The 18,082-nt window shown below is 60.6% G+C and carries 18 protein-coding genes; 7 read left to right on the top strand and 11 right to left on the bottom strand.

Annotation, left to right across the window (positions count from 1 at the left end; genetic code table 11):
* Positions 1-68 precede the first annotated feature (68 nt).
* The 4 genes from pncA to AC27VU_RS01690 all read right to left on the bottom strand — a co-directional run bounded on the left by pncA (position 69) and on the right by AC27VU_RS01690 (position 2,583).
* The gene (pncA, locus tag AC27VU_RS01705) at positions 69-695 is read right to left on the bottom strand and encodes a bifunctional nicotinamidase/pyrazinamidase (RefSeq protein ID WP_488723270.1); all 627 of its coding nucleotides are present in this window, start codon (positions 693-695) and stop codon (positions 69-71) included.
* A gap of 50 nt (positions 696-745) precedes the next feature.
* Positions 746-1,504 carry an anti-sigma factor family protein gene (locus AC27VU_RS01700; protein WP_338801854.1) on the bottom strand — a complete coding sequence of 253 codons (759 nt, stop codon included), beginning with the start codon at positions 1,502-1,504 and terminating at the stop codon, positions 746-748.
* A complete protein-coding gene (locus AC27VU_RS01695; protein ID WP_230679381.1) occupies positions 1,501-1,959 on the bottom strand; it encodes a sigma-70 family RNA polymerase sigma factor in 459 nt (152 codons plus the stop codon). Before AC27VU_RS01695 ends, AC27VU_RS01700 begins: the two co-directional genes overlap by 4 nt.
* A 90-nt stretch (positions 1,960-2,049) precedes the next feature.
* Complete coding sequence (locus AC27VU_RS01690) at positions 2,050-2,583, bottom strand: tetratricopeptide repeat protein (RefSeq protein ID WP_103483362.1); 534 nt, start codon at positions 2,581-2,583, stop codon at positions 2,050-2,052.
* A gap of 175 nt (positions 2,584-2,758) precedes the next feature.
* Here AC27VU_RS01690 and AC27VU_RS01685 point away from each other — a divergent pair, with 175 nt between their 5' ends.
* The 3 genes from AC27VU_RS01685 to nudC all read left to right on the top strand — a co-directional run bounded on the left by AC27VU_RS01685 (position 2,759) and on the right by nudC (position 5,438).
* Positions 2,759-3,532 (top strand): class I SAM-dependent methyltransferase, encoded by a 774-nt coding sequence (locus tag AC27VU_RS01685; RefSeq protein WP_103522376.1) that lies wholly within the window; start codon positions 2,759-2,761, stop codon positions 3,530-3,532.
* 256 nt (positions 3,533-3,788) lie between these two features.
* A complete protein-coding gene (locus tag AC27VU_RS01680; protein WP_003224676.1) occupies positions 3,789-4,601 on the top strand; it encodes a crotonase/enoyl-CoA hydratase family protein in 813 nt (270 codons plus the stop codon).
* A 6-nt stretch (positions 4,602-4,607) separates the two neighbouring features.
* The gene (nudC, locus tag AC27VU_RS01675) at positions 4,608-5,438 is read left to right on the top strand and encodes an NAD(+) diphosphatase (RefSeq protein WP_488723269.1); all 831 of its coding nucleotides are present in this window, start codon (positions 4,608-4,610) and stop codon (positions 5,436-5,438) included.
* On the opposite strand, the gene AC27VU_RS01670 is transcribed toward nudC, so the two are convergent.
* Complete coding sequence (locus AC27VU_RS01670) at positions 5,406-6,185, bottom strand: TSUP family transporter (protein WP_003224680.1); 780 nt, start codon at positions 6,183-6,185, stop codon at positions 5,406-5,408. The two genes, nudC and AC27VU_RS01670, sit on opposite strands and share 33 nt — an antisense overlap.
* Positions 6,186-6,518: 333 nt before the next feature.
* On the opposite strand from AC27VU_RS01670, the gene sfnG reads away from it, so the two are divergent.
* Entirely contained in the window at positions 6,519-7,601 is a 1,083-nt protein-coding gene (gene sfnG / locus AC27VU_RS01665) for a dimethylsulfone monooxygenase SfnG (RefSeq protein ID WP_488723268.1), read from the top strand.
* 121 nt (positions 7,602-7,722) lie between these two features.
* On the opposite strand, the gene AC27VU_RS01660 is transcribed toward sfnG, so the two are convergent.
* Together AC27VU_RS01660 and AC27VU_RS01655 are read right to left on the bottom strand one after the other, a co-directional pair.
* The gene (locus tag AC27VU_RS01660) at positions 7,723-8,202 is read right to left on the bottom strand and encodes a nuclear transport factor 2 family protein (RefSeq protein ID WP_103483367.1); all 480 of its coding nucleotides are present in this window, start codon (positions 8,200-8,202) and stop codon (positions 7,723-7,725) included.
* 55 nt (positions 8,203-8,257) lie between these two features.
* Positions 8,258-8,821, bottom strand: a complete 564-nt coding sequence (locus AC27VU_RS01655) for a TetR/AcrR family transcriptional regulator (protein WP_096796073.1) — start codon at positions 8,819-8,821, stop codon at positions 8,258-8,260.
* 205 nt (positions 8,822-9,026) lie between these two features.
* On the opposite strand from AC27VU_RS01655, the gene pssA reads away from it, so the two are divergent.
* Positions 9,027-10,370, top strand: a complete 1,344-nt coding sequence (gene pssA / locus AC27VU_RS01650; RefSeq protein WP_003224687.1) for a CDP-diacylglycerol--serine O-phosphatidyltransferase — start codon at positions 9,027-9,029, stop codon at positions 10,368-10,370.
* A 151-nt stretch (positions 10,371-10,521) separates the two neighbouring features.
* Here pssA and efeO (AC27VU_RS01645) read toward each other — a convergent pair whose 3' ends face one another.
* The 4 genes from efeO (AC27VU_RS01645) to efeU are packed head-to-tail and all read right to left on the bottom strand — an operon-like array spanning position 10,522 to position 14,747.
* Positions 10,522-11,346, bottom strand: coding sequence for an iron uptake system protein EfeO (efeO, locus tag AC27VU_RS01645; RefSeq protein ID WP_003224689.1), 825 nt, complete (start codon positions 11,344-11,346; stop codon positions 10,522-10,524).
* Between the two features lie 25 nt (positions 11,347-11,371).
* Positions 11,372-12,670: an iron uptake transporter deferrochelatase/peroxidase subunit gene (efeB, locus tag AC27VU_RS01640; RefSeq protein WP_488723267.1), complete on the bottom strand. Its 1,299-nt coding sequence runs from the start codon at positions 12,668-12,670 to the stop codon at positions 11,372-11,374.
* A gap of 17 nt (positions 12,671-12,687) precedes the next feature.
* Positions 12,688-13,887 carry an iron uptake system protein EfeO gene (gene efeO / locus AC27VU_RS01635; protein WP_488723266.1) on the bottom strand — a complete coding sequence of 400 codons (1,200 nt, stop codon included), beginning with the start codon at positions 13,885-13,887 and terminating at the stop codon, positions 12,688-12,690.
* An 8-nt stretch (positions 13,888-13,895) separates the two neighbouring features.
* The gene (gene efeU, locus AC27VU_RS01630; RefSeq protein WP_103483370.1) at positions 13,896-14,747 is read right to left on the bottom strand and encodes an iron uptake transporter permease EfeU; all 852 of its coding nucleotides are present in this window, start codon (positions 14,745-14,747) and stop codon (positions 13,896-13,898) included.
* A 292-nt stretch (positions 14,748-15,039) separates the two neighbouring features.
* Between efeU and AC27VU_RS01625 the strand changes: the two genes are divergently transcribed.
* Together AC27VU_RS01625 and AC27VU_RS01620 are read left to right on the top strand one after the other, a co-directional pair.
* Positions 15,040-16,056: an AraC family transcriptional regulator gene (locus AC27VU_RS01625; RefSeq protein WP_103520937.1), complete on the top strand. Its 1,017-nt coding sequence runs from the start codon at positions 15,040-15,042 to the stop codon at positions 16,054-16,056.
* Positions 16,057-16,409: 353 nt separating this feature from the next.
* Positions 16,410-18,074, top strand: coding sequence for an AMP-binding protein (locus AC27VU_RS01620; protein ID WP_488723265.1), 1,665 nt, complete (start codon positions 16,410-16,412; stop codon positions 18,072-18,074).
* Positions 18,075-18,082: the final 8 nt, after the last annotated feature.

Here is an 18,082-nt window from a genome sequence, read left to right as displayed (position 1 = left end):
TTCGACTCATTTATATCTGACACACCGCTTTCGCGAGCAAGCCCGCTCCCACAGGGGTTTTAGGTTGGTCAGATGAGTTGGTTCGACTGAATCAACCCAACCCCGGCCGTTTGCATCCGCTCCATCGCCGCCGCCAGTGATCCATCCATATCAATGGCGCGACAGGCATCCAGCACCACAAACGCATTGAACCCCGCCGCCCGCGCATCCAGCGCCGAGTACATCACGCAGAAATCCAGCGCCAGACCGACCATGTACACCGTGTCGATCCCGCGTTCTTTCAGGTAACCGGCCAGACCGGTGGTGGTGCGCCGGTCCGCCTCGAGAAACGCCGAATAGCTGTCGATGTCCGGGTTGCAGCCCTTGCGGATGATCAGTTGCGCGTGAGGCAGATCCAGCTTTGGGTGAAACTCGGCGCCTGCAGTGCCCTGCACGCAATGATCCGGCCAGAGCGTCTGTTCGCCGTAGGGCAACTGAATCACATCGTAGGGCTTGCGCCCGGGGTGACTCGAGGCAAACGACGCGTGCCCGGTCGGGTGCCAGTCCTGGGCAATGATCACCTGCTTGAACAGACCGCTGAGGCGATTGATCAGCGGTACGATCAGATCGCCTTCAGGGACGGCCAGTTGGCCACCGGGGGTGAAGTCGTTCTGAACGTCGATGACCAGCAGGGCAGTGCGGGGTGAAATCTGCATCGGTGCTTCCTCCTTGGATAATCACGCGCTCAGCATAGTGGTAGCGGCACTCATGCGCTCAACCGTTCGATCAAATGTCTGGCGAGGTCTTCCAGCGCCGGGGCCGGGTTGTGCCCGATCAACATCCACGCATGCTCACCTTCGGTCCAGTACACCACGTTCATTTCATGGCGCCTTTCGTGCGCCAGTGGCCGACTGCCGCTATTGGTGCGCGTCACGCACAAGGCCAGCGGCCCATGTTTCGCGTCCAGATAGGTCAGTTGTGCGATCGGTACGCCGTCGTACTCGAGCATTTGTGCACGTTTGAGTTCGGCGCCCGGCAACTTCAGCAGCGCCGGTGACAGATTCAGGCCCAGCCGCGTGTCCACCGCGCGTAATTGCGCGCGTTGGCTGGCTTCGTCGCTCGGCAAATGATCGAGGGTTTGCGGCACATACAGCGCCATGTAATCGCCGACCAAGGCGCGCCAGTTATGCGCTTGCTGTGATTGCCAGGCGATGAACAGGCGATCGGCCAATACGCCGCCAGCCAGCAGACTCGCGGCGGCCGCACCGATAAACCAGCGTCGGCTCAGGCCCGGCCGTTGGGGAGAGGGAATCGCATCGAGGCGCGCCTGCAAACGTTCCAGCGGGGCCTGTTGTGCCAGTTCGTCATAGGCTTCCTTGTACGGCAGGCTGCTGCGTTCGAACCATTGCACGCGCAGGCTGAGCAACGGGTCGTCGGCAATCGCGCTGTCGAGCTGGCTGCGATACGCGGGGTCCAACTCGTCATCGAGGTAGGCCACCAGTTGTTCGTCGGAGGGCTTGTTCATGGGCGGTCACCTCCGGTGGTTTTCGGCACAGCTTGCAGGGGCGGGTATTCAGCCAGTTTCAGGCGCGCGGTGGCCAGACGACTCATCACCGTGCCGATCGGCACTTGCAGGATCTCGGCGACTTCGCGGTAGGACAGGCCTTCGACATAAGCCAGATACACGGTTTCGCGCTGGGTTTCCGGCAACGCATCGACCCGGCGAATCACTTGTGCCGCCATCACATGAGTCTGCGCAGCGTATTCGCCATCGAAGGCCAGTTGCCCGTCGGCATCGACCTGACCGGCGCCCTGACGCACCCGGCGGGCGCGCACTTCGTTGAGCCAGATCGAATGCAGAATGCTCAGCAGCCAGCGATCCATGCGCGTGCCGGCGACATATTGCCCGGCACGCTCCAATGCCCGCACACACGTGGCCTGCACCAGATCCTCGGCCACGTGCCGATTGCGCGACAGCAGCAGACCGTAACGCCACAGTCGCGCCAGATGCTGTCCGAGTTCCGCTCTGAATGCCCGATCGCTGACGATGATGGCGTTCCTTTATTTATTTCAGGTTTTCGATGAATCGTTGATGGCTTCAGCCAGGTCCTGGTATTCCTCGCAGGAGGTGCCGCAAATCGATTTGATCTGCTGCAACTGTTCCTGCGCCAGATCGACGCGGCCTTTGATCACGTAGGCTTCGCCGAGGTATTCGCGCACTTGCGCGTACTGCGGATCGAGTTTCACCGATTGCAGGTAATAGCCGATGCCCTCGTCGGTACGCCCCAGTTTTCGCGTGGCGTAACCGCGATAGTTCAGGGCTTTGGCGGTGTTCGGTTGTTTCAAAGTGTCGAGCAGGGCCAGGGCTTCTTCGTATCGACCGTCCTTGGCCAATCTGTAGGCGTAATCGGTCCGATCGGCATCCGGCACGGCGCTGCTGGTCTGCATCACGCATTTCTGCGATTTGCTGTCCCAGACCTGGCCTTTGGGGCAATTGGGCTTCTGCACGGGAGCGTCTTCATCACCGTTGGCAAACGCCATCGATGCGGACAACGCAGCCACCAGCAGCAACGGGGCGGCGAACATAACGGAACGGATAGTCATGGGCAAGGCTCCACAGAGGGTTATGTATCACTTTGAACACCGCAGGACGGCAATTTATTCATTGCTTTGTCAGGCTCTGTTCAAGGTACGCGCAAATAGCGCGGTTATGCTCAGGAACGCCTGCCGTCCATCCAGCGCTTCGCCATGACCCAGCGCTGACACACGAGGAACTGCCATGAAAGATCAGGTCCATCATTCCGCTGCTGCCGGCTACAGGACTGCCGCCGACACCTACGTCAAAGGTCGCCCCGATTACCCGCCGCAGGTCAGCCAGTGGTTGACCCAGACGTTGGGTCTGGACAGTCACAAGACCGTCATCGATCTGGGTGCCGGTACCGGCAAGTTCACCGGACGGCTGGTGGCGACCGACGCGCAGGTAATCGCCGTGGAACCGGTGGCGCAGATGCTGGAAAAACTCTCCGCCGCCTGGCCGCAGGTGCTGGCGGTGAGCGGCACCGCCACGGATCTGCCATTGCCCGACGCGTCGGTGGATGCGGTGGTCTGCGCGCAGGCGTTTCACTGGTTCGCCACTCCCGAAGCCTTGAACGAAATCGCCCGCGTGCTAAAGCCCGGCGGCAGACTCGGGCTGATCTGGAACCTGCGCGACACGCAGGTGAGCTGGGTACCGAAACTCGATGCCCTCGTCAACGCGCTGGAGGGTGACACGCCGCGTTACTACACCGGGCAGTGGCGTCAGGCGTTCCCACATCCGGCGTTCGGCGCGCTGCAGTTGCAGCAGTTTCATCATGGACATACCGGTTCGCCGGAGGATGTGATTTTCAATCGGGTACGCTCCACCAGTTTCATCGCGGCACTGCCGCAGGCGCAACGGGACAAGGTCGATGAGCAGATCCGCGCGTTGATCGCCTCGGAGCCGGCGTTGCGTGGGCGGCATGTGCTGACGGTGCCTTATGAGACGGCGGCTTATGTGGCGGTGAAGGGCGGTTAGATCGGCGGTGACTTCATCGCCAGCAGGCTGGCTCCCACAGGGGCAAGTGGGTGTCATCAATCCATGTAGGAGCTGCCGAAGGCTGCGATCTTTTGATCTTGAAAGTCAAAAGATCGCAGCCTTCGGCAGCTCCTACAGAGATCAAGGCGCGGCAAAAATCTCCTTGTTGGAGTCAGTCCCGCATTTGGCCGAACCGCCATCGTGATGCCTTGTTATAGTTCGGGCTTCATTTTTTGCCCGGTAAAGGATCACTGCCATGACTCAATACACCGCCTTCAGCGTCGAACTGGCCGACAACATCGCTCATGTGCAGATCAATCGTCCGGAAAAGATCAACTCGATGAACGCCGCGTTCTGGAGCGAGATCGTCGAGATTTTCCAGTGGATCGATGACACCGACGAAGTGCGGGTGGTGGTACTGAGCGGCAACGGTAAACACTTTTCCTCGGGCATCGACCTGATGATGCTCGCCGGCGTCGCCAATGAACTGGGCAAGGACGTCGGCCGTAACGCACGCCTGCTGCGGCGCAAGATCCTCACCCTGCAAGCCTCGTTCAACGCAGTCGACAACTGCCGCAAACCGGTGCTCGCGGCAATTCAAGGTTATTGCCTCGGTGGCGCCATCGACCTGATCGCCGCCTGCGACATGCGTTACGCCGCCGAAGACGCGCAGTTCTCGATCAAGGAAATCGATATCGGCATGGCTGCCGATGTTGGCACTTTGCAACGGTTGCCACGGATCATCGGGGACGGCATGCTGCGTGAACTGGCTTACACCGGCCGCACCTTCGGCGCTGAAGAAGCGCGCAGCATCGGCTTGGTCAATCGCGTGTATGGCGATAAGGAGCTGCTGCTCGAAGGCGTCATGGACATTGCCCGTGACATCGCCAGCAAATCGCCGATCGCCGTGACCGGCACCAAGGAAATGATCAGCTACATGCGCGACCATCGCATTGACGACGGCCTCGAATACGTTGCCACCTGGAACGCCGCCATGCTGCAATCCACCGACTTGCGCGTGGCCATGGCCGCCCATATGAGTAAACAGAAACCCGAATTTCTGGATTGAGAAACCATGACAGCTCGCTGGACCACTGCAGTACTGGACACCGATCAACCCGGCGGCTGGGCCGTGGCGCGCAGCCCCGAAGGCTTTCTGTTCGATGACAACGGCGCGCTGTTCCCGCGGGAATGGCTCAAGCGCCAGGACTTGTCGATCCTCGTCGAACACGGCATCGGCCATCTCGATGGGGAGCCGGTGTATCTGCTGGAATTGCACCGTTCCAGCGAGGTGCCGGGCTGCAACTGGAAAGGCCTGCGGGCATTCATGCTCGAAGGCGATCACACCGTCTATAAAGTGCTGGGCTATGCCGCGCAGATCGGCACCTGGGCCCGCGAGCATCGGTTTTGCGGCAACTGCGGACAGGCGATGACACAGGTGCCGGGCGAGCGGGCGATGTATTGCCAGCCGTGCGACCTGCGCAGTTATCCGCGCATTTCGCCGAGCATGATCGTGCTGGTGACCCGTGGTGACGAGATCCTGCTGGCGCGCTCACCGCGTTTCGTCAGCGGGGTCTACAGCACGCTGGCCGGGTTCGCCGAGCCGGGCGAGTCGGCGGAGGACTGCCTGATTCGCGAGGTGCGCGAGGAAGTCAGTATCGAGGTGAAGAACATCCAGTACATGGGCAGCCAGTGCTGGCCGTTCCCGCACTCGATGATGCTCGGCTTCCATGCCGAATATGCCGGTGGCGAGATCATCTGCCAGGAAGACGAGATCGAAGACGCCCAGTGGTTCAACGTGCACGATTTGCCGCCGTTGCCGGCGTCAAAATCGATTGCCCGGTACCTGATCGACGTCTACGTGGCGCGCCGCTTAGGCCACGCTGAACCAGTGTTGCCAGGCTAGCCGCACGGTCAAGCCCAGCACCACGGTGATGAACACCGGGCGAATGAACTTGGCGCCACCGCTGATCGCGGTGCGCGCCCCGAAGAACGCGCCGACCATCACCGACAGGCCCATGCTCAGGCCGATGATCCAGTCCACTTGCCCGGAAAACACGAACACCGACAGCGCCGCAATGTTGCTGACGAAGTTCATGCTGCGCGCCACCCCGCTGGCCTTGACCAGATCGATCGGGTAGAGCAGCAGGCTGCTGACCGTCCAGAACGCACCCGTGCCGGGGCCGGCCACGCCGTCGTAGAAACCGAGGCTGAAGCCTTGGGTCGATTGCCATTTCTTCTTGATCGGCGCGTCACTGTCCAGCGGCGCTTTGGGCGTGCCGCCGAACAACAGATACAGGCCACAGGCGAAGACGATCACCGGCAGCATCTTGTTCAGCCATTCCGCCGGCAGGTAGTGCGCGACGATGGCCCCGGTGAGCGCGCCGACCAGGGTGCCGACGATCGCGTGCATCCACTGCCGAGGGTGGAACAGTTTGCGTCGGTAGAAAGTGAAACTGGCGGTGGCCGAGCCGAAAGTCGAACTCAGTTTGTTGGTGCCCAGCACCAGATGCGGCGGCAGGCCGGCGGTGAGCAGCGCCGGAGTGGTCAACAGACCGCCTCCGCCGGCAATGGCGTCGATGAAACCGGCAATGAAAGCGACGAGGGCCAGGATGGCCAGGGTGGTGAGGTCAACGCTGAGTTCGAAAGGCATGGAATCGGCTTATTCGGCAGGGCGCAGAGGGGCTGCGGGGAAGGGCTGACATGTTACCTGTATCCGGCTTTTGCGGCGACCCGTCGGACGCCTTCGCGAGCAAGCCCGCTCCCACACTCTGGAATGCGTTCACCCTGTGGGAGCGGGCTTGCTCGCGAAGGGGCCAGCTCAGACATCGCCTATTCAACTGTTGCACACCCAACACCTCGACAACAAATTACCCTCCAAGAATGCAACTCCATCGGCTTCAAACCCAATAAAACCGGGCCTCTGAGCGATGGCACGCTTGCTGCTCTGTCCCACTGACCTTCCCAACGTCCCGAGGACACGCCAATGAGCAAGCAAGCCGTTAAATTCGCCTACTGGGTGCCAAACGTCAGTGGCGGTCTGGTGGTCAGCAAGATCGAGCAGCGCACCGACTGGGGCATCGACTACAACCGCAAACTGGCGCAACTCGCCGAGGCGGCCGGGTTTGAGTATGCCCTGACGCAGATCCGCTTCACCGCCGGGTACGGCGCCGAATTCCAGCATGAATCAGTGGCGTTCAGTCACGCACTGCTGGCCGCCACCAGCAAGCTCAAGGTGATCGCGGCGATTCTGCCGGGGCCGTGGCAACCGGCGCTGGCGGCCAAGCAGTTGGCGACCATCGATCAACTCACCAACGGCCGGATCGCGGTGAACATCGTCAGCGGCTGGTTCAAGGGCGAGTTCCAGGCCATCGGCGAGCACTGGCTGGAACACGACGAGCGCTATCGGCGCTCGGAGGAATTCATCCGTTCGTTGCGCGGGATCTGGAGTCAGGACGACTTCAGCTTTCGCGGTGACTTCTACCGCTTCGACCATTACACCCTCAAACCGAAACCGCTCGGGCGTCCGGAAATCTTTCAGGGCGGCAGTTCCCGTGCGGCACGAGACATGGCGGCGCGAGTTTCGGATTGGTATTTCACCAACGGCAACAGCGTCGAGGGGATCAAGGCTCAGGTCGATGACATTCGGGCCAAAGCGGCGGCAAACAATCATTCGGTGAAAATCGGCGTCAACGCTTTCGTCATCGCCCGCGACACTGAAGAAGAGGCGCGTGCGGTACTGGCGCAGATCATCGACCAGGCTGACCCGGAAGCGGTGAATGCGTTTGGCGATGCCGCGAAGCAGGCGGGCAGGGCATCACCGGAGGGTGAGGGCAACTGGGCGAAATCGACGTTCGAGGATCTGGTGCAGTACAACGATGGCTTCAAGACCAACCTGATCGGCACGCCACAGCAGATTGCCGAGCGGATCGTGGCGTTGAAAGCGGTGGGGGTGGATCTGGTGCTGGCAGGGTTTCTGCACTTTCAGGAAGAGGTGGAGTATTTCGGCGAACGTGTGCTGCCATTGGTGCGGGAACTGGAGGCTGAAAGGACTGCCGCAGTAGCCTGAACACTACAAAACCAATGTGGGAGCGGGCTTGCTCGCGAAAGCGGTTTGTCAGTTACATGAATATTGACTGACACGACGCCTTCGCGAGCAAGCCCGCTCCCACATTTTCGATCTATGTGAACTAGAGACCGAGATCGGACAGCCCTGGATGATCATCCGGACGCCGACCCAGCGGCCAGTGGAACTTGCGCTCGCTTTCCTTGATCGGCATGTCGTTGATGCAGGCATAGCGTTGAAACATCAGCCCGTGCTCATCGAACTCCCAGTTTTCATTGCCGTAGGAGCGAAACCAGTTGCCCGAATCGTCGTGCCATTCATAGGCGTAGCGCACGGCAATGCGGGTGTCGGAGTAGGCCCAGAGTTCCTTGATCAGACGGTAGTCCAGCTCCTTGGCCCATTTACGGGTCAGGAAGGCCTTGGCTTCTTCGCGGTTGTTGGCGAACTCGGCGCGGTTGCGCCATTTTGTGTCGACGGTATAGGCCAGCGACACCTTCTCGGGATCGCGGGAGTTCCAGCCATCTTCGGCCAGACGTACTTTTTCGATAGCCGATTCACGGTTGAACGGCGGTAAAGGCGGACGCACTTGGGCAGCAGTCGACATTTTCAGTCTCCCGATCTAATTAACAATTAAACAACGCTCAGGCTGATTTAAGGCGTTACAGGTCCAATAACTTACGCGCCATGCATTGCGCATTATCAGCGGCACTGTGATCACCCATCACCAACGCTACGGTAATGGCGCCGTCAATCAGGATCAGCAATTGTCTGGCCAGACGTTGCGGATCTTCGACGCCATGTTCGGTACACAGCTCGCACAGGTAGTCGAGCAGCTTCTGTTTGTGGTCTTTGGCGACCTGGCGCACCGGGTCTTCGGGATCGCCGGTTTCGCCACTGGTATTGATGAAGGCGCAGCCGCGAAAGCCTTCCGAGGCGAACCAGCTTTTGAGCACGGTAAACAGGTTGAGCAGGCGGTCGGCCGGGGTCTCGGCCTGATCAACCGCGCTGCGGTACCAGTGCATCCAGCGCACATCGCGGCGTTGCAGGGCCGCGACGGTCAACTCCTCCTTGTTGGCGAAGTAGCGGTAGATGCTTTTTCTGGAGACGCCGGCGGTTTTCACCAGAAGATCCATGCCGGTGGCGGCGATGCCACTTTTGTAGATCAACTTTTCGGTGACATCCAGAATGATGTCGCGGGTCGAGGTGTCAGTGATTTCGTTCATGTGGCGAACAGTAGAACGATCGTTCTCCTTGGTCAAGCAGTGATTTTCAGATTGCTTTCGCGAGCAGGCTCGCTCCCACATGGGAATGCGTTCAAATGTGGGAGCGAGCCTGCTCGCGAAGGCGTCATTACAGACAGTAACAAGACCCGAACCGGTTGATGGTGTAAGCTCTCGGGTTCTTCGGATTCGACCCATTGCGAGCCCTATGCCGTTGCTTTTCAAACGCTCTTTGCTGCCCAAACTGCGCAGCTTTCCGCTGACTGCCGAGGCCGTGACCATTCTGTCCGGCGCCGCCGAGTTCCGTCGTTGCCTGCTGGAGAAAATCGCCGAGGCGACTCAACGCATCTACATCGTTGCGCTGTATCTGCAGCACGACGAGGCCGGTCAGGAAATTCTCGATGCCTTGCACGCCGCCAAGCTCAAGCGTCCGGAGCTGGAAATCGTCGTGGTCGTCGACTGGCTGCGCGCCCAGCGCGGCTTGATCGGTGCCGGCAAACAGCCGGGCAACTCGGCGTGGTACCAGGAAATGACCCGCACACACCAGAGCGAAGTGCCGGTCTACGGCGTTCCGGTGCAGACCCGCGAGTTGTTTGGCGTGCTGCATCTGAAAGGCTTCGTGATCGACGATTGCGTGGTTTACAGCGGTGCGAGCCTGAACAATGTCTACCTGCACAAGTTCGACAAGTACCGGTTCGACCGCTATCACGTCATCGAAAACCGTGAACTGGCCGACTCGATGCAGCATCTGGTCAAGCACGGTCTGATCGAATCCAAGGCCGTGCATCGCCTCGATCTGCCGAACCTGCCGACCACCCGCAGCCTGCGCAACGACATCGGCGATCTGCGCAGCCGTCTCAAATATGCGGCGTACGACACCAGTGCCGGCAGCACGGCGCATACCGGTCTGTCGGTGAGTCCGTTGCTGGGCGTGGGCAAGAACAACCCGTTGAACCGGGTGATTGTCGAACTGATCGCCAGCGCGCAACAGCAACTGACCATTTGCACCCCGTACTTCAATCTGCCGCTGCCGATCATCCGCGAGGTCAACCGCGCACTGGCCCGTGGGGTGAAGATCGACATCGTGGTCGGCGACAAGACGGCCAACGATTTCTACATTCCGCCCAGCGAGCCGTTCAAGGTGATTGCGGCGCTGCCGTATCTGTACGAAATCAGCCTGCGCCGCTTCGCCAAGCGGCATCAGCGCAATATCGACAGCGGCCAGTTGAACCTGCATCTGTGGCGTGACGGCGACAACAGCTATCACCTCAAGGGCATGTGGGTTGACCAGCGTTATACGCTGCTGACTGGCAACAACCTCAATCCACGGGCGTTCCGCCTGGACCTGGAAAACGCGCTGCTCATCGATGATCCGCAAGGCGAGTGGCTGGCGCCACGGGCGAAGGAGCAGGAAGAGATTTTCCGCAACACCACGCGGATTGCCAGCTTCCAGAGCCTGGAGACACTGCCGGAGTACCCGGCGGGGGTGGCGAAGTTTCTCAAGCGGGTGAGTCGGGTGCGGATCGAGCGGTTGCTCTACCGGATTTTGTAAACCTTCAGATTATTCGGTGCGGCTTCGGCCGCTTTCGCGAGCAAGCCCGCTCCCACAGGGGGCTGTGTTGACCACAAACAAGGTGATCGACACAGGCCTAATGTGGGAGCGGGCTTGCTCGCGAAGGGGCCGGATCAGGCGCTACAAAAACTCAGTTCAGACCGAGCTTGCCACGCAACGTGGACAGATCTTCAGCCAAAGTATTGACCGGGCCAACCAGCGCCTTGCGGTCTGCATCCTTCACTTTGTCGTAAGTCTCGAAACCACCGTCCTTGGTCTTGTACTTGGCGAGGATCTTGTCCACGGTGGCGAAGTTCTTGTCGACTTTGGCGACGAACGCCTTGTCCTGTTTCTCGATCTGCGGACGGAACAGGTCGACGATTTTCTTCGCGCCGTCGATGTTGCCCTGGAAGTCATACAGGTCAGTGTGGCTGTAGCGGTCTTCTTCACCGGAGATCTTGGTCGCGGCGACTTCTTCCAACAGCGCGGCCGCACCACCGACGACTTTCTCAGGCGGGAAGGTCAGGCCGGCGACGCGGGTTTGCAGGTCCTGGACGTCTTTGTCCAGTTTGTCTGCCAGGTCGTTCAGGCCCTGAGTGCTCTTCTCCGAGAACAGCGAATATTCGATGCGATGGAAACCGGTGAAGTCTTCAGCCTTCACGCCTTTTTCGTGGTCGTCGACGCGCGAGTCGATGGACGCATCGAGGTCACTGAACAGCTCGGCGATCGGCTCGATCGACTCGTAGTAGACGCGGGTCGGCGCGTAAAGCTTCTGCGCGGTGGCCAGATCACCTTTCTTCACCGCATCGGTGAATTGTTTGGTGTGAGTGCCCAGTTGATCCAATTGCTCGGTGACGTAGATCTTGTAGTCCGACACCGGGCCGACCAGATCCAGTGGCGCCGTCGCGGCGAACGCCGAAAGTGGGGTGTTGAGCAAACCGAGGGTCAGCAGTAACGCGAGTGGCGACTTTTTCATGGAGCGGCTCCGAAGGTTTTTATGGTTATGCAGCTGTTTTGGGTTGTGTGGCGTTGAGCAGCGAGCGACCGATGAAATCCTTGTCGCCGGTGACACCCGGAAGGGTGAAGAAGTAACCGCCGCCGACCGGTTTGAGGTACTCCTCAAGCGGCTCGCCGTTGAGGCGGGTCTGCACGGTGATGAAGCCTTTTTCCAGATCGGCCTGGTAACAGATGAACAGCAGGCCCATGTCGAGCTGACCGTTCTTGTTCACGCCGTTGGAGTAGTTGAACGGCCGGCGCAGGATCAGGTTGGCCTGACTCGCAGCGGTACGCGGGTTGGCCAGGCGAATGTGCGCATCGAGTTTGGTCAGTTTGCCTTCCGGGTCTTTGCTGTAATCCGGGACTTCGGTTTCGTGGTTGGCGCCCATCGGCGCACCACTGGTCTTGACCCGACCGATGATGCTTTCCTGTTCCTGCAACGGCGTACGGTCCCAGCGCTCGACGAAGTTGCGGATGATCCGTACGGCTTGATAGCTGCCGTGGGCCGCCCACGCCGGCTCATCGCTGCCCGGTTGCACCCAGACAATCTTGTCCATCGCTTTGGCGTCGTTGGAATCGGGGTTGGCCGAGCCATCACGGAAACCGAGGAAGTTACGCGCCGACTGCGCCGGCACCCCCGGTTTGGCCGGGGCTTGTGGCGGCACGCTGCCTTCCTGTTTCCAGCGCACCAGCAGCAGGTCCGGCAGGTTCTTGACGATGTCGCGCAGGGCGTGAATGTTGGTGTCGGCGGTGTTCGAGCAGAACTGCAGGCCCAAGTCGCCGTGGCAGCAATCGGCTTCCAGCGCATCGTTGGGGAAACCGACCATGCGTTGCAGGCGCTTGGGTTTGGCTGCGGCCAGACCGAAGCGCTCGTCGAATAACGATTCGCCTACGGAGACAGTGATGGTCAGGTTGTCCGGGGTCACCACCGGCCCGAGAATGCCGGAATCCGGCGGTGGCAGTTTCGGGTCGATCTGCGCCACCGGGCCGCCCTTCATCAGGAACGCGATGCGTTCGTTGAGGGTGCGGAACAGCCGCTCCAGGTCTTCGCGATCACTGGCCAGTACGTCGAACGAAACGAACATGCCGGCCGCCGGGCGCGGGGTGACGATGCCGGTCTGGTGCACGCCGTGGAAGTCATGACGGTCTTCGGTCTTGTCGCTGCTCGGCGCTTCGGTGACTTGCGCCGGGGCCGCCGCCATGGCTGGGCAGCTCAGGGCCGAACCGGCCAGTGCGACGCCGGCGGCGCCCATGCCCATCAGCAGGCGGCGACGTTGCAGGTCGAGGTTTTGCAAATCTCTCATCGGTATTCGTCTTCTGCTTACAGGCCGGAGAGGCCGAGGGCGGGATCGATGCCATCCAGAGCGTCAGCCAGGGCCTGAGCCTTGTCGGCGATCTGTTTGCGTTGTTCGCCACTGACCGTGTCGTAAGTGGCGTAGCCGTCCTTGACCTTGAAGCTGTTCAATACGTTGTCGAAATCGCTCAGCGCTGCGTCGATTTTCGGCAGCAGATCCGGCGCTGACTTGGTCAGCATCGGCCGCAGCAGCTCGACCACTTTGTGTGCGGTTTCCAGGTTGCCGGCAAAGCCGTTGAGGTCGCCGTGGCTGTAGCGTTCCTCTTCACCGCTGGCGGCGCGCACGTCGGCCAGGGTGTTGAGGTTGCGCACCACGATGCTCACCAGTTGCTCCGGTGGTAGCGATTGGGCCAGCAGTTGCTGTTTGAGGGTGGTGACGTCGGCCAGCAGACGCTCGGCCACCGGGTTCAAGCCGTCGAGGCTGCGTTGCTGAAACAGCGCGTATTCGATCCGGTGGAAGCCGACGAACGCTGGATCCTGTTCGCGTTTTTCGAAGTAGTCAGCGCGGGCATTGATGCTGTTGTCCAGTTCGGCCAGACGTTGCGCGGCAGGTGCCAGACGCTGGTAAGCGGCACGGGCCGGCAAGTACAGCGCCTGTGCCTGGGCCAGGTCGCCGCTGGCAATTGCCTGATTCAGCGCGGTCACGGCTTTGATCAGCGCGCTGCCCTGAGTGGCCAGATACACGCGGAATTCCGACAGCGGCCCGACGAACGCGACCATCGACGGTTTGGCCTTGGCGGCCTCATCGGAGGCGGCAGTCGGCGTTACGTGCAGCACGCCACGCGGATTGCTCAGCAGCCCGCACGTAATCGCGTAGTCGCCGGGTTGCAGGTTGGCGTTGATCACCTGGCTCAGGCCGGGGGCGATGTTCTCGCGCTCTTCGATCACCAGCACGCCGTCGAGAATTTCCCACTCCACCGCCCGGTCGGAGCGGTTGACGATGCGGAAACTGGCGCGACCGGCGGGAACCGTCAGCTCGTTCGGATCGCAGCTGTGCGCGTTGATGTTCACCACCACTTCATCATGGTTGTGCTGCCGCTTGGCCGCGGCCATTTTCGAGGCGTAGTAGAACAAGCCACCGGCGGCGATCATCACGACCACCGAACCGGCCACCGCCCAGCGCAAGGCGCGGGGAGGGGAGGCCTGAGGAGTATTAGGCTTTGACATGGATGCCCTTATTGGCTGGAAGCGGAAGTCGTTTTGGCAGCAGCTTTAGTGCTGACCGGCGCGGCGGGGTAGAAGAACATCACCAGCGCCACCACCAGATAGATCAGATAGGCACCGAGGGTGCTGACGGTCGGTGCATCCTGATAGCCGAACATGCCGGCCAGCACCGAGCCCAGCGGGCCATCCATCGGTAGCGTCGCACTGAAGTCGAAGAGCACGGTTTGCAGGTGATTCCACACCCCGGCTTCATGCAGCGCCTGCACCGAGTTGGCAAGAATCCCGGCGGCGACCACCAGAATGAACAACCCGGTCCACTTGAAGAACGCCGACAGGTTCAGGCGCATGCTGCCGCTGTAGATCAGGAAGCCGACGATGATCGCCAGCACCAGGCCGAGCAGGGCGCCGATTGGCGCGCCCGGGCCTTCGCTCTGCTGAAATACGGCGAGCAGGAAGAACACGGTTTCCAGCCCTTCGCGAGCCACGGCGAAGAACACCATGGCGATCAGCGCGATCACCTGATGCTTTGACGAGGTCAGGGCGTGATCCAGCGAGGCCTGCAGCGAATGCTTGATCGAACGTGCGACCTTGCGCATCCAGAACACCATCGAGCTGAGAATGCCCACCGCGACCAGTCCGACAATGCCTTCGAACAACTCCTGCTGTTTCTGCGGGAATTCGGCGCTCACCAGTTCCAGGCCACCACCGACCAGCAACGCCAGGGCCGCAGCGAGAAACACGCCGATCCACACGGCAGGCATCCACTGGCCACGGCCGGTTTGTTGCAGGTAGCTGGCGATGATGCCAACGATCAGCGCGGCTTCGATGCCTTCGCGCAGCATGATCAGAAAGGGAACGAGCATTCAGGCAACCACGAGTTTTAGATAGGTGGCTAAGTTGTAACATAATGACACTCATTCCCAAATGGGGGTGGTTGACATTTACCTGAACATTCGCTGAACGGCATGTTTTTTCGCCCCGCACAGAACCTCTGTAGGAGCTGCCGAAGGCTGCGATCTTTTGACTTTGGATTTTGACTTTAAAAAACAAGATCAAAAGATCGCAGCCTTCGGCAGCTCCTACAGGGTTTTCGGTGAATCGGATGACTGCGTTAAGATGCCCCTCACTCGAAAACAACAAGGTCTGCCTCGCTCCATGTCGGAAAAAGACACCATCGCCGTTCAACTGGTGCGTGAAGCGCTGCTGCAAAGTTGTGCCCCGGGCGTGGCCACGGATGAAGTCTTGAACAAGGTCGGGATTGCTCCGGCCCTGCTGCACAGCGAACAGGGCCGGGTGCCGGCCTCGCAGTACGCGAAACTCTGGCGATTGCTGGCCCGGCGCGGTGATGACGAGTTCTTCGGCATGGATCCGCGCAAGCTCAAGTCCGGCAGCCTGGAATTCCTCTGTCGCAGCGCCATGGCACAGCCGACCCTGGCCGCCGGGCTCAACAGCGGGCTGAACTTCCTCTCGCTGATGCTGGAAAAAATCCCGGCGCAACTGCTGCATCAGCAAAGTCTGGCGGAAATCGTCCTGCTCGAAGACGACCCCGAACCCCGCCGGGCCTTCACCTATTTCACTTACTGGATGATCGTCCACGGCGTGGCGTGCTGGCTGGCGGGGCGGCGGATTCCGATTCTGGCGATCGAGTTGCGCTGCGCCGAGCCGGACTTCTGCGACGACTACCGGGTGATGTTCTCGGAAAACCTGCGCTTCGACCGTCCGCGCACGCGGATGATCTTTGCTGCTGACTGTCTCGATCTGCCGATCAAGCGTACGGCCGAAGAGCTGAAACGCTTTCTGGCCCATGCGCCGGCAAACATTCTGGTGAAGTACCGCGATCCTGAGAGTCTTGCCAGCCGGATCAAGCAGGATCTGCGGCAATTGCCCGCCGAACAGTGGCCGGAGACCGAGGCGCTGGCGCAACAATTGTGCATGTCCGCCTCGACCCTGCGCCGGCGATTGTCCGAAGAAGGGCAGACCTATCAGGGACTCAAGGACAGCGTGCGCAAGGAACTGGCAATCACCTGGCTGGCCGAGCCGTCGATCAGCTTCGTCGAAATCGCGACGCGGCTGGGGTTTGCCGATGCGAGTTCGTTCTACAAGGCGTTTCGCAAGTGGTCCGGGTCGAACCCGGGGCATTACCGCACGTTGATCCTCAACGAAGCCGTCTGATCCGTATTGTCAGTCGCCTGATCGGGCCTCTTCGGGAGCAAGCCCCCTCCCACATTCGAAATGCATTCTTCCTGTGATTACAGCCTTCCTGGTTTTCGCAGGTGGAGCATTCTTTGAAATGCAATCTTCTGTGATTGCAGCTTTCACAGTGATCCCCCCTATGCAATGCAATTCCCTTGTGGGAGGGGGCTTGCTCCCGAAGGCGCCAGTCCAGGCGGCACATCTCTGGAATCTTGGCCAAACCAATCAGCCAGATTGACAGCTTTGACCATTGCCGCCTCCGCGCCGCAGCGCGACTATCCCTGTGTTGTTTACGGTTCCCAGCCTAATAAAAACACAGAGGGATTCTGGCAATGCGCGATTACTTGTCTGCCACCGAACAGTTCAACTATCAGCACACCGTGGACGCTGCGCTCAGCGGCACGTTGGAGGCGCTCAACGCCTGCGTCGAATGTTGCGACCGCCATGCCTTGCCGGGGCGCATTGCGTTGTTCTGGGAGGGCCGCGACGGCGCGAGTGCCACGTACACCTTCAGCGAGCTGCAAGACAAAGCCGCACGTTTCGCCAATTTCCTTCTCGCCCAGGGCGTGCAGAAGGGCGACAAGGTCGCCGGCCTGCTGCCACGCAACATCGAATTGCTCATCACCGTATTCGCCACCTGGCGCATCGGCGCGGTGTATCAGCCACTGTTCACCGCGTTCGGCCCCAAGGCCATCGAACATCGGCTGAACAGCTCCGCGGCCAAAGTGGTGGTCACCGATGCGGTCAACCGGCCGAAACTCGCCGAGGTCAACGATTGCCCGACCATCGTCACCGTCGGCGGCACCAAAGGTCAGGGCATCGTCCGTGGCGATTTCAGTTTCTGGGCCGAGCTGGCCAACTATTCCAGCGTCTGCGAGCCGGTACTGCTGACGGGCGAAGAGCCATTCCTGCTGATGTTCACCTCGGGCACCACCGGTCCGTCGAAAGCGCTGTCGGTGCCGCTCAAGGCCATCGTCGCGTTCCAGAGCTACACCCGCGACGCGGTGGATCTGCGTCCTGGAGATTCGTTCTGGAACGTCGCCGATCCGGGCTGGGCCTACGGCATCTATTTCGGCGTCACCGGCCCTCTGTCGATGGGTCACCCGATCACCTTTTACGATGGCCCGTTCACCCTCGAAAGCACCTGCCGGGTGATCAACAAATACGGCATCACCAATCTCACCGGCTCGCCGACCGCGTACCGCTTGCTGATTGCCGGTGGCCACGAGTTCGCCAAGTCGATCAAGGGCAAGCTGCGCATCGTCAGCAGCGCCGGCGAGCCGCTCAACCCGGAAGTGATCCGCTGGTTCGCCGACAACCTCGGTGTGGTGATTCACGACCATTACGGCCAGACCGAACTGGGCATGGTCCTGTGCAACCACCACGGTCTGCAGCACCCGATTCACCTTGGCGCCGCCGGTTTTGCCTCGCCGGGCCATCGCATCGTGGTGCTCGACGAAAATTACAACGAACTCGGCGTTGGCCAGACGGGCATCCTCGCCATCGACCGTACACAGTCGCCGATGTGCTGGTTCGGCGGTTACCAAGGCGTGACAACCAAAGCCTTCGTCGGCGATTACTACCTCAGCGGCGACACCGTGGAGTGGAACCCGGACGGCAGCATAAGCTTTGTCGGTCGCAGTGATGACGTGATCACCACCTCGGGCTACCGCGTCGGCCCGTTCGACGTCGAAAGCGCGCTGATCGAACACCCGGCGGTGGTCGAAGCAGCCGTGGTCGGCAAGCCTGATCCGGAGCGCACCGAACTGGTCAAGGCCTTCGTCGTGCTCAACCCGCAATACCGCGCCGAACCGGCGCTGGCCGAGGAGTTGCGGCAACACGTGCGCAAACGTCTGGCCGCGCATTCGTACCCGCGTGAAATCGAATTTGTCAGCGAATTGCCGAAAACCCCAAGCGGCAAATTGCAGCGCTTTATCTTGCGCAACCAGGAAATCGCCAAGGCTCAAGAGGCCGCGGCGCACAACGTTTCAGCTTGAATCAGGAA

The organism is Pseudomonas sp. 14P5.3.2, from assembly GCF_057799175.1.
The sequence above is the reverse complement of the archived record's forward strand: the minus strand, read 5'-3'. Positions and strand labels throughout refer to the sequence as shown.

Coding starts and splice junctions, on each gene's coding strand:
- AC27VU_RS01685 (WP_103522376.1), top strand. CDS start 2,759: ATGAAAGATCAGGTCCATCATTCCGCTGCTGCCGGCTACAGGACTGCC.
- efeU (WP_103483370.1), bottom strand. CDS start 14,747: ATGCTCGTTCCCTTTCTGATCATGCTGCGCGAAGGCATCGAAGCCGCG.
- pncA (WP_488723270.1), bottom strand. CDS start 695: ATGCAGATTTCACCCCGCACTGCCCTGCTGGTCATCGACGTTCAGAAC.
- AC27VU_RS01620 (WP_488723265.1), top strand. CDS start 16,410: ATGCGCGATTACTTGTCTGCCACCGAACAGTTCAACTATCAGCACACC.
- AC27VU_RS01655 (WP_096796073.1), bottom strand. CDS start 8,821: ATGAACGAAATCACTGACACCTCGACCCGCGACATCATTCTGGATGTC.
- efeB (WP_488723267.1), bottom strand. CDS start 12,670: ATGAGAGATTTGCAAAACCTCGACCTGCAACGTCGCCGCCTGCTGATG.
- AC27VU_RS01625 (WP_103520937.1), top strand. CDS start 15,040: ATGTCGGAAAAAGACACCATCGCCGTTCAACTGGTGCGTGAAGCGCTG.
- AC27VU_RS01660 (WP_103483367.1), bottom strand. CDS start 8,202: ATGTCGACTGCTGCCCAAGTGCGTCCGCCTTTACCGCCGTTCAACCGT.
- nudC (WP_488723269.1), top strand. CDS start 4,608: ATGACAGCTCGCTGGACCACTGCAGTACTGGACACCGATCAACCCGGC.
- AC27VU_RS01680 (WP_003224676.1), top strand. CDS start 3,789: ATGACTCAATACACCGCCTTCAGCGTCGAACTGGCCGACAACATCGCT.
- AC27VU_RS01690 (WP_103483362.1), bottom strand. CDS start 2,583: ATGACTATCCGTTCCGTTATGTTCGCCGCCCCGTTGCTGCTGGTGGCT.
- pssA (WP_003224687.1), top strand. CDS start 9,027: ATGCCGTTGCTTTTCAAACGCTCTTTGCTGCCCAAACTGCGCAGCTTT.
- efeO (WP_003224689.1), bottom strand. CDS start 11,346: ATGAAAAAGTCGCCACTCGCGTTACTGCTGACCCTCGGTTTGCTCAAC.
- sfnG (WP_488723268.1), top strand. CDS start 6,519: ATGAGCAAGCAAGCCGTTAAATTCGCCTACTGGGTGCCAAACGTCAGT.
- efeO (WP_488723266.1), bottom strand. CDS start 13,887: ATGTCAAAGCCTAATACTCCTCAGGCCTCCCCTCCCCGCGCCTTGCGC.
- AC27VU_RS01700 (WP_338801854.1), bottom strand. CDS start 1,504: ATGAACAAGCCCTCCGACGAACAACTGGTGGCCTACCTCGATGACGAG.
- AC27VU_RS01670 (WP_003224680.1), bottom strand. CDS start 6,185: ATGCCTTTCGAACTCAGCGTTGACCTCACCACCCTGGCCATCCTGGCC.